At 55.2% G+C, this 16897-nt stretch carries 17 protein-coding genes and 1 pseudogene; 15 read left to right on the top strand and 3 right to left on the bottom strand.

The genetic code is table 11. The features are described 5' to 3' along the window. Window positions 1–34: 34 nt before the first annotated feature. Window positions 35–748: a phosphonate ABC transporter ATP-binding protein gene (locus tag EBB79_RS08045; protein ID WP_238705026.1), complete on the top strand. Its 714-nt coding sequence runs from the start codon at window positions 35–37 to the stop codon at window positions 746–748. Then, complete coding sequence (gene phnE / locus EBB79_RS08040; protein ID WP_127748426.1) at window positions 748–1491, top strand: phosphonate ABC transporter, permease protein PhnE; 744 nt, start codon at window positions 748–750, stop codon at window positions 1489–1491. The genes EBB79_RS08045 and phnE overlap by 1 nt, the downstream gene beginning before the upstream one ends. A 774-nt stretch (window positions 1492–2265) precedes the next feature. Here phnE and EBB79_RS08035 read toward each other — a convergent pair. After that, window positions 2266–2583, bottom strand: coding sequence for a helix-turn-helix domain-containing protein (locus tag EBB79_RS08035; RefSeq protein WP_127748425.1), 318 nt, complete (start codon window positions 2581–2583; stop codon window positions 2266–2268). A gap of 111 nt (window positions 2584–2694) precedes the next feature. Between EBB79_RS08035 and EBB79_RS08030 the strand changes: the two genes are divergently transcribed. From EBB79_RS08030 to EBB79_RS07965, 13 genes and pseudogenes are all read left to right on the top strand, one after another. Continuing rightward, the gene (locus tag EBB79_RS08030; protein WP_127748424.1) at window positions 2695–3030 is read left to right on the top strand and encodes a helix-turn-helix domain-containing protein; all 336 of its coding nucleotides are present in this window, start codon (window positions 2695–2697) and stop codon (window positions 3028–3030) included. Between the two features lie 271 nt (window positions 3031–3301). Beyond that, window positions 3302–3841, top strand: coding sequence for a hypothetical protein (locus EBB79_RS08025; RefSeq protein ID WP_127748423.1), 540 nt, complete (start codon window positions 3302–3304; stop codon window positions 3839–3841). Between the two features lie 206 nt (window positions 3842–4047). Beyond that, entirely contained in the window at window positions 4048–4950 is a 903-nt protein-coding gene (locus EBB79_RS08020; RefSeq protein WP_164860760.1) for a ParB/RepB/Spo0J family partition protein, read from the top strand. A 4-nt stretch (window positions 4951–4954) separates the two neighbouring features. Further along, a complete protein-coding gene (locus tag EBB79_RS08015) occupies window positions 4955–7087 on the top strand; it encodes a transposase domain-containing protein (RefSeq protein WP_164860759.1) in 2133 nt (710 codons plus the stop codon). A 48-nt stretch (window positions 7088–7135) separates the two neighbouring features. After that, window positions 7136–7878: pseudogene (locus EBB79_RS25430) on the top strand (AAA family ATPase). Next, window positions 7875–8759, top strand: a complete 885-nt coding sequence (locus EBB79_RS08000; RefSeq protein ID WP_127748418.1) for a hypothetical protein — start codon at window positions 7875–7877, stop codon at window positions 8757–8759. Before EBB79_RS25430 ends, EBB79_RS08000 begins: the two are co-directional and overlap by 4 nt. After that, window positions 8744–9205, top strand: a complete 462-nt coding sequence (locus EBB79_RS07995) for a hypothetical protein (RefSeq protein ID WP_177627790.1) — start codon at window positions 8744–8746, stop codon at window positions 9203–9205. The genes EBB79_RS08000 and EBB79_RS07995 overlap by 16 nt, the downstream gene beginning before the upstream one ends. Beyond that, window positions 9192–9710 (top strand): helix-turn-helix domain-containing protein, encoded by a 519-nt coding sequence (locus tag EBB79_RS25425; protein WP_127748417.1) that lies wholly within the window; start codon window positions 9192–9194, stop codon window positions 9708–9710. Before EBB79_RS07995 ends, EBB79_RS25425 begins: the two co-directional genes overlap by 14 nt. Continuing rightward, complete coding sequence (locus EBB79_RS07985) at window positions 9707–10372, top strand: DUF3164 family protein (RefSeq protein WP_338045794.1); 666 nt, start codon at window positions 9707–9709, stop codon at window positions 10370–10372. The genes EBB79_RS25425 and EBB79_RS07985 overlap by 4 nt, the downstream gene beginning before the upstream one ends. A 13-nt stretch (window positions 10373–10385) precedes the next feature. Then, window positions 10386–10646 (top strand): hypothetical protein, encoded by a 261-nt coding sequence (locus tag EBB79_RS07980; protein ID WP_127748416.1) that lies wholly within the window; start codon window positions 10386–10388, stop codon window positions 10644–10646. Further along, window positions 10643–11098, top strand: a complete 456-nt coding sequence (locus EBB79_RS07975) for a gp16 family protein (RefSeq protein WP_127748415.1) — start codon at window positions 10643–10645, stop codon at window positions 11096–11098. The genes EBB79_RS07980 and EBB79_RS07975 overlap by 4 nt, the downstream gene beginning before the upstream one ends. Continuing rightward, on the top strand, window positions 11095–11490 hold the full coding sequence (locus EBB79_RS07970) for a helix-turn-helix domain-containing protein (protein WP_127748414.1): 396 nt from the start codon (window positions 11095–11097) through the stop codon (window positions 11488–11490). The genes EBB79_RS07975 and EBB79_RS07970 overlap by 4 nt, the downstream gene beginning before the upstream one ends. A gap of 339 nt (window positions 11491–11829) precedes the next feature. Continuing rightward, the gene (locus tag EBB79_RS07965) at window positions 11830–12249 is read left to right on the top strand and encodes a helix-turn-helix domain-containing protein (RefSeq protein WP_127748413.1); all 420 of its coding nucleotides are present in this window, start codon (window positions 11830–11832) and stop codon (window positions 12247–12249) included. Window positions 12250–12400: 151 nt separating this feature from the next. Here the strand turns inward: EBB79_RS07965 and EBB79_RS07960 are convergent, their stop codons facing one another. Beyond that, on the bottom strand, window positions 12401–14056 hold the full coding sequence (locus EBB79_RS07960; RefSeq protein ID WP_127748412.1) for an amidohydrolase family protein: 1656 nt from the start codon (window positions 14054–14056) through the stop codon (window positions 12401–12403). A gap of 564 nt (window positions 14057–14620) precedes the next feature. Beyond that, window positions 14621–16519, bottom strand: a complete 1899-nt coding sequence (locus tag EBB79_RS07955; protein ID WP_202977646.1) for a S41 family peptidase — start codon at window positions 16517–16519, stop codon at window positions 14621–14623. Between the last annotated feature and the right edge of the window lie 378 nt (window positions 16520–16897).

The following is a 16897-nucleotide window of genomic DNA, read 5'->3' as shown; positions in this document are numbered from 1 at the left end:
TGGTGTCTCACATCAGTTTGATGGAGTTTCTGCATTGAAAAATATAAACTTCTCTGTATCGAAGGGTGAGCGGATTGCATTGCTCGGGCCATCCGGGGCTGGCAAGTCCACATTGCTGGAGTTACTTGATCGCCGCCTAAGTCTGGGATCTGGCGAGGCTCATGTTCTAAATATAGCTCTTTCCAAAAGACAACGATTCACACGCAGTGATCGCGCGGATGTTGGGTTTATCTTTCAGGAATTTGCTTTGCTTCACCGCCTGAGCGTGTATCAAAACGTCATGAATGGCCGCATGGGGCGCACGCGGGGCTGGCCCTCTCTTTGGGGGACCTTTGATACTGGAGATCATCTGATCGTTGCGCGTGCTTTATCAGATGTAGGCCTGTCCGATTTTGAAGATCGACGCGCAGATCAGTTGTCTGGGGGCCAACGTCAGCGCGTTGCCATCGCCCGCTGTCTGGCGCAGGAACCACGTCTGATTCTGGCGGATGAACCTGTAAGCAACCTTGACCCGTCACGGGCTGCAAAAGTGTTAGAGCTGATTACATCACGCGCCAGTGACGGCGAAACTGCCGTCATTTTCAGTTCTCACCAACCCCAGTTGGCACAAACCTTTGCTGACCGGGTTATTGGGCTGCGCGATGGTGAAATCATGTTTGATCGTCTCTCGGCGCATTTGACCCAAGAAGACATTACACAACTCTATGATGGTTTTCGATCGGACACAGATCTGCGTTTGGTTGGCTGATGACACGAAATTTGATCTGGATACTTATCGGCGGAGCCGTGATTTGGGCCGGGCTCAGTGCGGATATCAGCACTGACAAGCTGTCGTCCGCCGCGCCGCGTCTGGCAGATTTTCTGGCACGTATGTTCCCCCCGGATTGGAGCGTCTGGCCCGAGATCCTGAAAGGTTTGCTAGAAACCTTGCGCATTGCAATCCTTGGCACATTCTTCTCGGTGATCCTATCCGCGGGCCTTGCGGTGCTTGCTTCTGAAAAGCTGTTCCCCCGACTGATTTGGCGCCCCGTGCGGGCCTTGCTTGCAATGATCCGGGCGATTCCTCTCATTGTGGTTGCAATGTTGATGGTGGGGTCGGTTGGTTTGGGACCACTGCCAGGCATTCTAGCAATCACTTTCCATGCGACAGGTATGCTGGCCAAATTCTATGCCGAAGCGATCGACAATGTTGCCTCAGCTCCCGTGGCAGCCCTCGAAAGCGCTGGTGCCTCTCGTGCGCAACAGCTGCGTTGGGGGATTTGGCCGCAAATGGCACCGGTTGTCCTGCGCGACACCATTTTCCGGTTTGAGCTTAATTTACGTGAGAGCCTGGTCCTGGGGATCGTTGGTGCAGGGGGGATTGGTTTGTATGTCCAAACTTACGTACGCTCCTTCCAGTATGATAAAGCTGCAGCTGTGACCTTCGCGATTATTATTCTGGTCCTGATTTCAGAATTGGTTGCAGTGATAGTGCAGCGCAGGTTTTCCTAATCCTATTTGGCTTCTGCACATTAGACGTAGCTTGGCTGCTTCATGACCCGGCCTCTTTGCACATTTGTTGCCCAGTAAGGTGTAAAATGACTACCACGTGCTACTTTCGAAAGTTTACCTGCTTTGCATAAAGTTGGCGTAAGGAAGATCGCAGCGAAGGTTCGTAATTCGATCTTCGTGACGCCGGAATGCTCTCCTGGATACGGAGTTTCGCAGATGCCGAGAGTGGAGACTTGGCCGCAGCCTAACTTGTGCTGCACATCGCCTTGAAGGTCCGCCATTTTGGCGATAGGTTTCGGCGCCAGGTCAGCTTCGGGCTGACTGCTGCCGTTAGAAGGATTTGGCACGAAGGTCTGGTCTGGGCCGAAAGCACCAATTAGGCCAACGACCGAGAGCTTTAATACCTGGCAATCTAGTAGCTCGTACTTTTCACAACAAATGGCTGCAATGCGTCATCTGTAGATGCGGGACGATCCGACGGGCTGGACAACGGTTCCAAAGAAACTGACATTAAGGCCTTAGAGTTGCACACTTGTGCCAGCAGTGGACCCATGTGTGTATGCACCCCTCAGCAACTTTCATGAGAGGCACATTTTTAAAAACATAGGCATAAGAAAATGAACAATCAGCCGGTGAACGCCGTAAAGCTGCAAGAAATTGAAGCACTAGTCGAAACATTGAAGAAAGTTCAGTCTGTCGCCCACAAAATTGTAACTTGTTCAGACAGCGAATTGAAAGAAATAGAGAATGAGCTCCGACGCTTGTTGGCAAACTCTAGCTCTCGCTCCCCAGACCAATGTCGCGAACAAAATCAGCAACTTGATCAATAACTTCTTGAGGTGATTGAGCAATCTCATTGAGTAGGTTTTGCCTGTCCGACGTGGTCTGTCGGCCAGTCAAGACGTAGACAATTCCCACGTTTAGTTCGTCGCAAATATGCAAGAGCCTAGTCGGATCAGGGCCTTTGATATCACCATTCACCACGCGTGATACATAGTTCTTTGGCCACCCATATTTATCACAAATGGACTGCCCGGTTATGTTACTGGCAGCGATTGCAATTCTAAGCCGCTTACGTGCTTCAGCGTCCATATTTTCGCCCTAAAACCCTACATTGGCGTACAAAGTAATACATAAATGTATACTTGACAAGGCTACATTATTGTATCTTTAGTTACATTATAGTATCCTAAGGTACATATAATGACACTCATTACTCCACAAGAATGCACAAACAAACGGCGTAAACTCGGTATTCCGCAAACCGCACTCTGCGAGTTGGCTGGGCTCCGCTCAAACTACATCTGCAGGTTCGAAGGTGACAAAATCCTCGAACCATCTGGGAAGAAACTCGTTGCCATCAGTAATGCTCTAAGAGCATTTGAGATTGCGAAGTCAAACCATCCGTTCGTTGATATAAAAGAGCTAATTGTTGCGGCTCAAAAAGAACTACCAGAGCATTCCAAATCAGCAATTCGGCAAGTGAGCCAACAAACCTGTGCGAAGGACAGTGTTTGTCTCACAAAGGCTGCATCGTGACACATATTCACCCTCACTCCCAATCCAACCACGCTCCAGCTCGGGCCCGGTTGGACAACTCTCCCAGTGGTCATGGGGATGCACCACTGGGGGCTTTTTTTTCACGCCCAACACTCGCGAAGACGGGCCCCAGCCATTGCACATTAAAGCAGAGACGCTGGGGCCGACGCGCTTGGTTTGGCACCGCCCTTTTCTGGCTCGGCGAGATCCTCGGCGCGGCCTCACTTTTCATAATTCTCATTTTTGGACTTTTGGCAGGAGACATTTTTCGATGACTTTTGAACAGCAATGCAAGGCCATGGCGACAGCACCAATGACCGCGCCAGAACGCCTATCCGGCTTGATAGAAGCCGTTGCCAGGCACACGCGTCTCGCGGCGCTCAGAGCGGATCTGATAGACCAACTGGCCTCTGTGAAAGCCGGGTCTGCATCCGCAGAGAGTATTGCCCACGATCTAGACGACACAGTCGAAGCAGAATGCCTGGCACAGGAAAAGGTGGCCGCCTGGGCTACGGCTCTATTGAACGACCGAACGCTTGGCGACTGTGAACGTTTCCTCCTTAACCGCGACCAGTTTCAAGAAACCGTTGCCCAGAGAAAGAGGGGGCATACGCGACCAAAAGTCGGCTTCTTTGACCTTAACGCTGCAAAGGCCGGTGCCTTACGGCTCAAGAACAAAACGCAGCTCGGCAACCATTTCGGAGAGATAACTGGCGCTGGTTTCAAGTCCGGCTACATCGCCCGAACCGGCTTGTTGCTCGGCAAGTTCAAGAGCCTCTTTAACCGTGCATTCATTGTCCGAGGAGAGTGAAACAATGAGGGACATTAGCAATACGTTTTGTGCGCGCAGTCGGGCCTCTAAATCAAAAATGCGTTTTCGCAATTGTTCTTCCACGGTTGAATTCCTCCGTCTTTTTAATGAACGCGACGATAGACACGGAAGCCTTCTTTGTCAGCAGTTGTTTGCTGCCCAGGCCCCCTCCCCTACCCGCTAACTTTTCATTTAGGAGCATCCCCATGCGCCACCCTAATTGGCAGAAAATAGACACCCTACCCGTTACGTCCATCCAGGTAGAAGAGCGCCTGCGCACCGCATCGCCGACTGGTGTCGCCAGCATTGTATCGTCCATTAGTGAAGTTGGTCGCATCTTGCAGCCGCTATTGGTCCGCAAGGTGAATGGGGGCTATCGGCTTATGGACGGTCTGCACCGACTGTGTGCCGCCCAAGAAATCGGGTTGGAAGAGGTCCCGGTCAGTGTGAGTAACTGTACCCTTGACCAAGCTATTCGGATCGAAGTTGACGCCAATGTCGCCGGAGCACCGTTGAGCGCCCTTGATATGGCAGTATTTCTGGCGGCGCATAAGGCGCTGTATGAGAAAGATCACCCCGAGGCCGCTCGTGGAAGTGCCGGAGGACGTGCAAAGAATGGAGTGCCAACGGACATTATGTCCGTTAGCAGTTTTGCAGCCAACGCATCCGAAGTTTTCGACAAGGGAGAACGCCATATCCGACGCCTGATCAGTGTGGGGGGAAAGCTGTCTCGCGAAGAAATATCCCAACTGCGGAATGCGCCCAAACGGATCCAATTCACTGACCTTGAACTGATCGCAAAATGCGGCGAAGCCACTGACCGTGCCAATATTTGCCGCGCCCTGGGTGATGGCACCGCCAAATCCGCCAAGGAAGTTCTGGCCCGCAAGAAATCCCCCGGAACTGCAGTTAAAGACCCGGTTGAGGCAGCGCGCAGAAAACTAAACGACGCCTATTCACGGGCCCCAAAAGAAGCCCGGCGGAGGTTTGCCGAGGATCACCGCGACGAGCTGCTGGAGCTACTGGGCAAAGACGCCCTAGTCGTTAGCGACGAAGCCCTGGAAACAGATGCCGAAATCGTCCCCTTCACCAGCAAACGGGCGGGGTGACCAAATGAGCGTCGTTGAACCCAAACAGATCTGGTGGACAGTTGAAGAGCTGGCCAACTCTGGCCTGCCCGAACTGCCGGGCAGCAAACCAGGCATAAACCTGCTGGCACAGCGGTTCGGCTGGCGCGCCATTGAAGGCTGCGCCAAGCGCAAGGTTGGACGCGGTGGCGGCTGGATATATCACTGGTCGGTGTTGCCCTTAGCAGCACGGCGCAAGCTGCTGACAGATGCCGCTGAGACCCCTGACGAACGCCCGGACCGGGGCAATGCCTGGGCCGCATTTGATAGCCTGCCGGAAACTGCAAAGACCAAGGCTAGAACCCGGCTGGCTGCGCTGCAAATGGTGGAAGGTCTGCACCAGTCCGGCGTTACCCATGTTCACGCCGTGGCCGAGGCCGCGCGCCAATGTGGCTCCTCTGCCCGCAGTGTCTACAACTGGATCGGCATGGTTGAAGGCGTCGCCCCTGAGGACCGCCTGGCCTATCTGGTGCCGCGTAACCGTTTGGCTGTTCGCAAGCCCAATAAGGCGGCCTGCACCCAAGCGTTTATGGACTATTTAACAAGCGATTATCTGCGCCAAGGACCACCAACATTTGCCCAATGCTATCGCGCTGCCTGCAAAAAAGCCAAGCATGAGGGTTGGGACATCCTGATCAGCAAGACTGCAAAGCGGCGATTGGACGATGAAGTACCGCGCCTTTGCCAAGTGTTGGCCCGTGAAGGTTTTGCGGGCTTGTTGCGCTGTTTTCCGGCGCAGATCCGGGACCGTACCACCCTGACGGCGCTCGAAGGCGTTAACGCCGATTGCCACAAGTTTGACGTCTTCGTGCGCTGGCCCGACGGCACCATAAACAGGCCCCAGATCGTTGCCTTCCAGGATCTCTATTCCGGCAAGATGTTGAGCTGGCGCATCGATCATTCACCCAACATGGTAATGGTCATGGCCGCCTTTGGCGAATTGGTCGAAACCTGGGGCATCCCTAGCCATTGCCTGTTCGACAACGGACGGGAGTTTACCGGTAAATGGCTCACCGGCGGCATTCCGAACCGCTTTCGCTTTAAGGTGCGCAAAGACGATCCCCTTGGTGTGCTTCCCAATCTGGGCATTCAAGTTCACTGGGCCAAGCCCGCAAGTGGCCAATCTAAACCGATTGAACGTGGGTTCCGGGATTTTGCAAAGGACATCGCTTTAGACCCCCGCTTTGACGGCGCTTATACTGGCAACCGTCCAGATGCCAAACCCGAAAACTACGGCAATCGTGCGATCCCTCTAGACGATTTTGTGAAGGTTGTGGCTGAAGGAGTTGAGGAGCACAATTTACGCGAGGGCCGATTGTCCCCTACTGCACGGGGGCGATCCTTCGACGAGACATTTGCGGAGAGCTACGCCACAGCCCCTATCCGCAAGGCAACCGAGGATCAACGTCGCCTTTGGCTGATGGGTCAAGAGACCGGCAAGCTGAACAAGGACAACGGCCAGCTCCAACTGTTCAGGAACTTCTATCATTCAGACTGGATGTCTGAGCGGGCTGGCAAAAAGATTGTGGCCCGATTTGATCCAGAGGATCTGCATTCCGGTGTTCATATCTACGAGCTCGACGGGTCTTACCTCGGATTTGCCGAATGTCGGCAAACAGTCGGGTTCTTCAACGTTACCGGGGCCAAGGAAGTTGAACGCCGTAATCACAGGATCAAGAGAGCACAAAAGGAGCTTCTGAAGGCCCACCGCCCTCTGTCCGTTCAAGAGATTGCCGCCGACAGGACCGCCCGAGCGGCGACGCAATCGGAATTGGTTGAAGCCAAGGTTGTGAAACCGGTTTTCAGCAAAAAGACCGTGTCGGTTCCTCGCCATCAGGTCACGTCAGATCCAGTAGTGGTTGAGGCGCGGCAAGCCTTCGAGCAGCGGGTGAAGGACAAGGCGAAATTAGATCCAAAACCCAAGGCCGTTGGGCGGTTTCAACCCGCTTCAACCCCCAAAGAGCGGTTCCAAGACGCCAAAGACATCATCGCGAAATCAGACGCCGGGAAACGGGTTGGCAGTGGCGAGGCCGATTGGCTGCGCAGCTACATCGAGCTGCCCGAGTATCGCGGTTTTCAGAAAGTAGAAGAATTTGCCAAACGGGACGACGCCGGTTGATCGCCAAAAACGCCGTCCCAATGGCACACCTAAGAAGCAGAGGTACCAATGTTACAGAGAACAAAACTCGGCGAATATGTAAAGCCGCTCACCAATGTTTACCTATTGGCCTCGCTGATAGAGACGCTGGAAAACCGTGACATAGGCCTGCCCGGCATCGGTGTCCTTCACGGCGAACCCGGAGTGGGCAAAACCCATGCCGCAATGTTTGCCTCGGCGCACCAGGATATCCTGCATATTCAGCTGACCAACAATTACACCAGTAAGTTCCTGTTTGAGAAGATCCTGAACGAGCTGGGGCCCGCGAGAAAGGCTCCACCGCCTATCTGGAAATGCGCGCCCAGGAAAGCCTGGCCCAGGCTGGGCGCACCCTGGTCATTGACGAGGCCGACCACGCCCTGAAACCCCGGATGATTGACAGTATCCGGTTCTTGCATGACCGCTCAGACGTGCCGCTGATCCTGATTGGCCCTTATGACTTCCCGGCGAAACTGGCCAAATACACTGCCATCGCCAGCCGTGTCATGCAGCGGGTCACGGCTCACCCGGCTAGTCTGGACGATGCCCAATCCCTTGCGGGGTATTATGGCCGTGGCGTTGAAATCTCCCCAGATTTGCTGGAGCATATTGTCTCGGAAAGACGTGGCAAGGTGCGCGAGATTTGCACCTGCATCGCCCATGTCAGAACCATGGCCCGCACCTGGAACATGCAGAAAGTCACCCTAAAGGACTGGGGCAAGGAACCCTTTCCCGCCGGGAATGAGTTTCTAGCGGTTGGGGGTGCCCTATGAGCGCACACGCCCCATCCGGGGCACATGAGCAGGAAATCTGGCAATTCATCCAATCGCGCCAGGTGTTCACCCACGCTGATGTCGATGCCTTCTGTGCTGCCGGGGATTGGAAGCGGACCAACTACCTGCGTAGTCTGGCCCGCCTGAACCTGGTCAAACTCTATCAGCGCAAGGGCAACATTCGCTATTACACCGCGCAAGATCCGGCCAGCCTATCGGGCGATGCAGCTTTGATTGATACCAGCGCTATGGATGCGCAATGGCGCTCTGACAAGCTGGGTTCCAAGATTTCCGCATTCCACGACACGGCCCTGCCCGTGCAGGCCTGGACGCCGCAAACGCCAGAAGAGAAAAAGCTTTGGAGTTTTGTGCGCCAGCAGCTCCGGTTTACCCGCGATCTTGTCCTGGCGCAGAAGATCGCCCCGGACAACAAGACCACATTGTTTTTGAGGTCCTTGGAAAACGCCGGCCTGCTCAGATCCGCCGGTTATGACAATGGCAAGCCCTACTATACCGCGTTCTCAACCTTGGAAATCATGAACCGGGCCAAGGACAAACGCCTGTCCACGGAAGGTAGGATCTGGACGGCAATGCGGGCTGCAAACAAGTTCACTGTTGAGGACATGCTGATGACCTTTGCCGGGTTTGAAGGCGAGTTCTCGGAAAAGGGCATCCGCAGTTACTGCTCGACATTGGAAAAGGCCGGGTATCTGAAAGACAGCCGCCGGGGCCGCACCTCGGCGCAATCGGTTCGCTACCACCTTGTGCGCGACACTGGCCCCCTGCCCCCAACGATTAAACGTCTTCCCGTCGTGGTCGACCCAAACGAGGGCCGTGTTGTCTATGTCCAGGGGGAGGAGGTCACATGGGCAACCTCATAATCAGCGACCGCGAGATCGTGGCGCAAGATGCCTGGGGCGACGAGATCCCCGACTGGATCATGACCCTGATCCGCGAATGCGACGGCAGCTCGCAGAACAAGGTTGCAGCCCGCCTTGGTATCAGCGCCGCAGCCGTTAGCCAGGTTATTCGAAAGAGCTATCAGGGCAGTTATGACAACGTCGCCATGCGGGTGCGCGAGATCTACATCAGCGGCGACATTGACTGCCCGGCCATCGGTGAAATCGCCTCCGAGATCTGCCTGCATTGGCGCGATGAAATCCGACGCGGCACCTCCTCTGACCCACAGCGCGTTCTGATGACCCGGTTTTGCCGGAAGTGCCCCCGCAACGACCCAAAATCCAGCGGCACCAGGGACACAGCAACGCCCAACGCCGACGTCAAACTTGTCTTCAAATCCCGGAGGTTTGCCGATGCAAAATCCTGAACCGAACCCACCTGAACGAAGCCCGCAGGACTTGCGCAATCAACTTTCGGCAAATCTGCTCAAGTTGACTGATGGTATGGTGGTCTCACAGATCTGCAAGAAAGCAAACATTAGCCGGAACCAGTTCAACCGCTATCTGACCGGTGAGAGTTTTCCACGGCCTGACGTGCTGGACCGCATTTGCAGCTTCTTTGGGGTCGATGCCAACATCCTGTTGCGCCCGCTTGGAGACGCCCCAGAGACCCCCGAACGCATCGCGCTGCGCCATGCCATCCGGGCCGGCCGTTTTGACTGCGCCGATGACCTGCCGCTGGCCGTGATGACGGTTCGAAGCTTTTACAAGACATACGAGGCCCGGTGCATTCTGGCGCAATGCGCCGGTGTCGTAAGCCCATGCGATTTCCAAATGTTGGCCGAGGAAGCCGGGTTTTCTGACCTGCAGCCCGAACCCATCGCAATCCTGTCTTACCCCTCTGAAACACCCAAACCGGAGCAAATCCATTGACCAATCAGCCCTCCAGCCAATTCCAGCCTGCGGCGATCCCAGACGGCCGCATCGACGTCGACGGAGACCCTCACATGCGCAACGGCAAGGGCGCATTGGTTCCGCTGGATCTGGTCAAAGCCCAGGACCAGCTTCGGGATGAAACCGTCCGTAAGATCATCGGCCATGCCCTCGCCCTGCAGGATCAGGTCGCCCGGTTCAAAAAACACGTATTCGATGACCTCGAAGCCTATGAAGATCTGCTGGCTCAGGAGTATGGTGCAACGCTTGGCGGCGCAAAAGGCAACAAGTCCCTTCTCAGTTTCGACACCTGCTTCAAGGTCTCGGTCGCTGTTGCTGATCAGATTGATTGTGGCCCCGAGTTGCAAATCGCCAAGGCGCTTGTGGACGAATGCATGATCGAGTGGGCGGCGACCTCTCGCATTGAAATTCAGGCCATAATCACCAGCGCCTTCAACACCGACAAAGAGGGCAAAATCAACCGCGCTGAGATCGTCAAACTGACCAAACTGGATATCGATGACACCCGTTGGCTGAGCGCAATGCGGGCCATCAAAGACGCCGAGCATGTTGTCGGCAAGGCGACCTATGTGCGCTGCCACCAGCGCGACGCCGCCGACAAGCCCTGGAAGCACATCACCATTGATCTCGCCAAAGCATAACGGAGGGTCTTCAATGCCCATGTCTAAGGACGACTACCGCCAGAAGCTGCGTCAAAACCTCAGCGCCTACGCCACCAGTCAAACCCGCGCCTCGATGACCCTGGGAGGTCGGCTGACAGTTCTCAGGCTACAGGCCACTGTTGCTGGCCTGACCGACGCCGATCTTGCAGACATTACTGCCGAGGAAACTGCACGTGCAGATCGCCGATTGGCCCGGATCACGGCGCTCCATTCCGTTGGTCCCATTGTGCATGTCGAGGACATCCAATCATGACCCGCGCCCTGCAACAAAAGATCCACGTCGGGTGTCGCGAACTTGGCCTGGACGGTGACGCCCGCCGCGCTCTGCAGCTTGTTGTGACCGGCAAGAAATCCATGAAGGACATGGATGATACCGACCTTTTAAAAGTGCTTAAACGGCTCAAGAAAGACGGATTTAACGCCTCTTCGAAGGGGGCGAAGAAGCACAAAGTCGCCTCGCGTCCAGATCTGCGCTTGGTGCATGTGCTTTGGACCAAGCTCGGCGAAGCAGGCGAGCTGCGTGACCCCAGCCGCGCCGGGCTGAATAAGTTCGTTCGAGACCAGTTTGGCAATATTTGGGGCTCGGTGCCTGCCGACATCGACATGTTACGCGATCACAAACAGATCAACGCCGTGATCCAGGCGCTCAAAGCCTGGGGCGCGCGGGCTGGTATCGACTTTAACTGGGCGGAGCATCGCAAGTGAGCGATGGCTTCAAGCCATATCTACCCGGCGTGTTGGCGCTGATCGCTGATGAAATCAGCGTCGACCTTGCGGTGCGCCTTGCCAAACAGCGTGGCGGTCGCGAGATCTATATCGCCAAGGACCCTGCCCCCGGCAGCTCGTTGTCGAAAATCGTCGGGCAATCCAATGCCCAAAAGCTCTACAAGCTGCTGGGCAGCGGCAAGATGCTGGTGCCCGCCGGAAACATCTGCGGGCAAACTGGACGCCGCCAGCGGATCGCCATGCTGCTGGACCAGGGCGTGAGCCATTCGATCATTGCCGCAGAAGTCGACGTTCACATCCGCACTGTGGAACGCATGTCCGCAGAACTGCGTTGCCCGAAAGATCTGCGGCAGTCCGATCTTTTTCTGTAGATATTGGTCGCCCCCAGTCCGCACACCGAATTTCAGTCCTATGCGGGTTTAAAGAGCAATAAATTGCCTATTCTTCGTGTCTCACCCCAGCAAGCCGACTTTGGAAGGCCGGACCTGTTCTGAGGATCGCCGTTAAATACCACTTAAACGGGGCAGCAACGCGCTTGTGATAAATTCCGCCCCGGAGTAGCGTTCAGGCGGAAAGTGACCTCAGCGGCCCGCATATCGCGCCACAGAGATCTAGCAAAACCGCCCGCAAATTTTGCCCAGCGCGTTTAGGGCCTGATCCCGACACATGACGGGGCGGTACGCACCGACGAGTGTCGGCATCAAGATCCCATGCCAGACACACACGCCCCCCCGAACCTATTGACCTGTGATGAAATGATCGATCTCGGAATGACCGTTCCTGAGATCCTGGAAGAGCTGGAAGACTGCCTTGGCTCAGACGCTGTCTGGAAACTGACGGGTCTCTTTGGCGGTACCGAAACCAACATTCCGCATCAGCACAGCCTGGCGCGTTCGATCCTAACTGAGCAACTTGGCGACCAGATCACACAGTGGCTGTTCAAGACCTATGGTCCAGGGCGGATCCAAATCCCGCTTGGGCCGCATTCCAGCCGAGCCCTTAAAATGGCCGCCTTCCGAGCCGCGCTTCTCAGCCGCCAACCGCATCGCAAAATTGCCCGGTCCCTGGGCTGTCACGTTCGCACAGTTGAGCGGGCCAAGCGCGAACTGGTCACAGCTGGATTTCTCTAGAGTGGTTGGAGTAATGGCTTTCGCCCTTTGCCTTGCCGTCAGAGCAATAGCAGGGGCGTGAGACCAAGCCAATCGGAATGGGCAAGCCTTCGGAGTACACCGCGATCTTGGATAAGGAAGTACAGGCGCAGAAACGAAACGAGGTGTGGGGCTAGAACAGGCTGTGGTACGGGTGGTCTGATGGAAAGAAGGCGTCGAGCCGCTGCCGCGTTGGGTTATTCGGGTCATTCAGCCCAAGATAGCGCTGCGGGTTCAGCGCAAAGATCGCATCACGCGAAAGCCCATTGATGCTGTCAATGGCAGCGGCTACGTCACGCAAATAGGCATTATACTGCTTCTCCTTGCCAATCATTGTGTAATCAGAGCCGTACATGATCCGTTCGGCTAACTCAGGAGTCTGTTCCACCAGCGCTCTGACCTCTTCCAAAATCTCAGTCCCCGGGCGGCTTGTCCCGACAACCTCGTTCCAATATCCTAGATCGACATAGGCATTCGGATATTCGGCAATCAACTCTGCAGCGCGTTTTTCATATGGTGGCGGATCCGCACATACATCAGACGAGGTGATTTCTTCAAACCCTCCGAAATGGGCGATGTTGACCCGCAAGTCGCGATAGTCGTGCAAAACCCTTGCCCAAAGATCAGGGGCGGCATTTTGGCCGCTGCATTCGCCCGCCGCCAGCGAGTTGTTCCCATGCGATTTGATCGGCACACCGTTGTCATTGCACCAGCGATACATTTTACGCAGTTCGCGGTCGATCCCGGCACCAGGGGCTTTGCGAAACCCGCCCATCAGCCTCTGATTGCTACTGTTTCCGATCGGTTTGAAACCCATTGGCGGATAAATTTTCACCCCGACAAATCCCTGCGTGAGGATCGCTTTACGGATGCGGCGATGCACACCATCGCCATCAATCGCCGCCCGGAGCGGGCAGAAGGGAGCAAAGTTCAAGAGCACCGTACGCCGTTCCAGCAAAGCGAGGCGTGACATGACGTCAATCTGGTCCTGCTGGCTGCTCATTCTGGCCTGGGCTTTTTCCGTAAACCAGTATTCGAAATCCACAAGCGATGGAGAAAAGGCACTAATTCCGCGCGATTTATCGTCCTGCTCACCGGCACTCAATCCATAATACCCGATCAGAGTATCGAGAATATCGCGCCGGTCACGCGTCAAAAGCACCGCCCAGCGAAGGGTCTGCGCGAGACTGGGATCACCGCCGCCGCCGGTCGACCGCAGGGCAACAACTGGAAGGGAGGGTTCGTCAAAAACGGCATCAGCTACGGCAAGACCTAGGTCAGCACTGCTGCGCTGCAGAAAAACGCCGCGGTTTGCGAGCCGGTTCAACTCACCAAGAAGCTGCGCACCCTCACTAACGTCAACTGATAAACGGACGTCGTTGGCGCGTAGAGTTGCCTGCCCGATAGCGGCATAGTTGCGGACGCCCTGAGCAAGAATGGCCTTGTCTTGCGCGACCAATGCGGCGGCGCTCTTGGCTGGTTGTGGCAGTCGGTCGCGTTCCTCATCCGCCGTACTCACCGCGAGAAGCAGGATTTTTGTTACCAACCGGATCAGTGCACGCGGTGCGAAGTTACCTCCTACGGGGCTTTCGGGAGAACGGAGGAAAACCTGATCAAGAAAACCTGGGATCGGAATATCGGTGGCGTTGAAGATATGGGCATGAATGTCGATGCTGACATAAGGCAGACCTGATGGTGGTGGGAGAGGTTGAAGCGGTGGCGTGCACGCTGGCAAAGCTAATGCGCCCATTGCACTGGCCGAAAGTAGAAAAGAGCGGCGTGACAACATGACATCACCCAATGATTGACTAAAATACGATCAGGCTAAGGCGGCAATGTTCGGTTTGTAAAGTATCGTGCCCTGCAGCCTACGGCTCGCTGGTACGACAAGACCAAGCGGATTGAGCCTATTCGCAAGTATTCTAACGTTCACAATCACTTTTTCACCCATTTCGATCCGGCCTTTCAGCACTGCCGATCCCATGTGAAGCAGCTGGGTCGCGTTCCGCCTTTGCGCAGCAAGGACGTCCCACCAGAGACATTCAGCATCCTGCCGCTATGCTGCAGGCGCGGCCCGCACTGCCAATATTCGCCGCACGAGTAAAATCAAAGGGTGCCCGAACTTACAGCCTACCGGACAAACCTGACATTGGTTTTCGCCACACCGGAAATTTGAATTTGGATCGTCACTGATTTCGAAATTCCATGCGATGACAGTGGGCAGAAGATTCGACTTGATCGCAATCCCTAAAGTGACAAACGACCATCACTGAAACTGCTTAGGATCACTACCCGACAAGGCCTGTGCCCCAAACAAAACGCAGAGTTCCCGCAAATCTGAACCTCTTCGAGATTAGAGAACAATACGGCGCGACGCGGCAAGTAATCCATTGTCAAATCCGTCCAACCTCAGCAATGCACCGCCAGATGAAATGTCGATTGCATGCGTGCCTTCACCGACGTCGTGGCTGCTGAACGGTCGACCATCAATGTAAAAGTCGAGCCGATCGAGACCAAGCGTCGTAACGGACACTCGCTGACCTTCGGCTGTATCTGCAACGCTTGCCGTGAGACCATAGGTTTTCATACCGGTTAGAATTTCCCCGGCACGGTTGATTAGATCAACGTTGCTACTGAGCAGATCCTCTCGCGTTAGCGCATGACGGAAGCCCGGCTTCACACCCAAATCCTCAAGAGGCGTTCCCGCTTGTTCGTTCACCCGCAAGGTCCGGCGGATCGCGACACGAAGCCCGGAGTTGTTTGGCAGGTCTTCAAACGGCGTTTCTGGATCGGTTGGGGGCGGCAGTTCCAGTAGTTGTTTCAGCAAGCTATGCGTCCAGACGTTGGCCCCGCCAGCACCGGTGTTGCCGTCGACGCCCAGGATGTGCCCAATTCGATGATCTTGGAACCCAGCTGCAAAGATGTCGGTTGCACTGTAGCAGCGTGCGTCCGTGATCAGAACGACGGGCCCGTGATATTGTTGGCCTCGCGCGTTAGCAAAGTCATGCGGCGTAATGGAAAACCCACGCGAGTATACCGAACCGGTTTCAACAGACTCGCGAAGCGACTCTTCCCAGGGACCCAGTTCGATCCCAACTGGGTTGCCGTTATGACGTGCACAGATATCGGTGTTGAGCGGCGTGCTGATGAATTGCGTGGGTTCCGGTGTCACCTCACTCGGTGTCATGGTTTGCAATAGGCCTTCGCTGGCATGGATATGCCCTCCGCCATTGCCTCGGACATCCACGATCAGCCCGTTTTGCGGCAAAAGTTCTACGAGTCGAATAAACTCGTCAATGAATACGCCTGGATCATTAACATTGAACGTAAAAATTCGTATGATACCGAATTCGCCTGAAGTGGTGGTTGCACTGCGGGCCCGAAAGGTGCTGGGCATCAGCGTTGGCACTTCGGCACCTTGGGCGGCCATTTTAACCGTTACCTGTTTTGGCTTGGCTAGCTCCTCCACGGCCTTGGGTGCAAAGAGCATCAACTTGGCACGTTGAACAGCATCGGCCTCGATATCGAGGCCCAGACAGGATGCATTCAGGTTGGCAATGTCCGGGTCGACGCCGTTGTTGATCGGCAGCGCAGGTGAAACAATCCATTCTTGGCGTGTCTCGCGGTCCGTCCCGTTGAGATCGACGTAGCCAACATCAACCCACATAGCGTCTGGCGGCATCGCGCGCGTCAGAGAGCGTATTGTCAGCCCATCAAGCCCGCGCGCATGTCGGGCATCGGCGTTGCTTCCGGCGTGCAAATCTGCGGTAACTTCCACGGCGCGCTCGATCGGGTTTCCATTCCAGGTCAGAACCTCAACACCGGGTTTGAAATGGCTGTGTGTAAAACCCTGTACAAAATGGCTGGCGACATAGCGGGGCGTCCCGTCGGCGTCGAAGTACTCTTCGACGTCAAAAGGGAGGAATGCGACCCGGCCCCTGAATGGATCTGGCAGAAGATAATTGGTGTGAAGATCCCGAACGGAGGTGAAAATATCAATCATCTCGCGGTGAAATGCGAATTCGGGCCCCATCGTTGCAGGTGTCGCCCGGTCCAGCCTGTGTCTGACAAGCTTTAATCGTTGGATGGGGTCGATGCCATGCATGGCGCGTTTTAAAGGCAGATGGACGAAATTGCTTTCCATCAGAACTAGGGCTTGCGCAATTAGTCGTTTGCGGCCCTCAAGCGACAGCCCGCCAGCTGTCGCCAGGAAATCGGGCAGTTCAGTGGAAGCAGATAGATGATCCCGCACAGCGGCGTGGGTCCTACCGAGAAACTTAAGGTTTGCTGAGAGGGCGGGCTTAGATTCTTTGGCCATTTTGAAACCTCAGAAATGTGAAAATTGAAGACTAATAAACTCACTGGCAATCTATCAGGAGTTGTGACTTCTGTCGACCCAATCGCCTTGTCACACTTTCAGGCCTAATACGGACTGTGGCAATGGGCACCAGAAGTCGCGCCAAGCGCCTCAACATTGCAGTACCAACCAATTTTTGCCGACCATGCCTTCTTTTCGCCAACAAGACTATCGCCTTGGGTAGGAAGAGAAAGTCGGTATTTGGCTCTCATTTTGGACCTCGGATGCGATGCGGTATTCAGCTGAAAAAGCTCTTTGTGCTCGGATAACCTC

This window comes from Parasedimentitalea marina (assembly GCF_004006175.1).
Classification (GTDB): Bacteria; Pseudomonadota; Alphaproteobacteria; order Rhodobacterales; family Rhodobacteraceae; genus Parasedimentitalea; species Parasedimentitalea marina.
The sequence above is the reverse complement of the archived record's forward strand: the minus strand, read 5'-3'. Positions and strand labels throughout refer to the sequence as shown.

What these genes read in the sequence shown, in the direction of transcription:
- phnE (WP_127748426.1), top strand. Translation starts at nt 748, where the DNA reads ATGACACGAAATTTGATCTGGATACTTATCGGCGGAGCCGTGATTTGG.
- EBB79_RS08035 (WP_127748425.1), bottom strand. Translation starts at nt 2,583, where the DNA reads ATGGACGCTGAAGCACGTAAGCGGCTTAGAATTGCAATCGCTGCCAGT.
- EBB79_RS08030 (WP_127748424.1), top strand. Translation starts at nt 2,695, where the DNA reads ATGACACTCATTACTCCACAAGAATGCACAAACAAACGGCGTAAACTC.
- EBB79_RS08025 (WP_127748423.1), top strand. Translation starts at nt 3,302, where the DNA reads ATGACTTTTGAACAGCAATGCAAGGCCATGGCGACAGCACCAATGACC.
- EBB79_RS08020 (WP_164860760.1), top strand. Translation starts at nt 4,048, where the DNA reads ATGCGCCACCCTAATTGGCAGAAAATAGACACCCTACCCGTTACGTCC.
- EBB79_RS08015 (WP_164860759.1), top strand. Translation starts at nt 4,955, where the DNA reads ATGAGCGTCGTTGAACCCAAACAGATCTGGTGGACAGTTGAAGAGCTG.
- EBB79_RS08000 (WP_127748418.1), top strand. Translation starts at nt 7,875, where the DNA reads ATGAGCGCACACGCCCCATCCGGGGCACATGAGCAGGAAATCTGGCAA.
- EBB79_RS07995 (WP_177627790.1), top strand. Translation starts at nt 8,744, where the DNA reads ATGGGCAACCTCATAATCAGCGACCGCGAGATCGTGGCGCAAGATGCC.
- EBB79_RS25425 (WP_127748417.1), top strand. Translation starts at nt 9,192, where the DNA reads ATGCAAAATCCTGAACCGAACCCACCTGAACGAAGCCCGCAGGACTTG.
- EBB79_RS07980 (WP_127748416.1), top strand. Translation starts at nt 10,386, where the DNA reads ATGCCCATGTCTAAGGACGACTACCGCCAGAAGCTGCGTCAAAACCTC.
- EBB79_RS07975 (WP_127748415.1), top strand. Translation starts at nt 10,643, where the DNA reads ATGACCCGCGCCCTGCAACAAAAGATCCACGTCGGGTGTCGCGAACTT.
- EBB79_RS07965 (WP_127748413.1), top strand. Translation starts at nt 11,830, where the DNA reads ATGCCAGACACACACGCCCCCCCGAACCTATTGACCTGTGATGAAATG.
- EBB79_RS07960 (WP_127748412.1), bottom strand. Translation starts at nt 14,056, where the DNA reads ATGTTGTCACGCCGCTCTTTTCTACTTTCGGCCAGTGCAATGGGCGCA.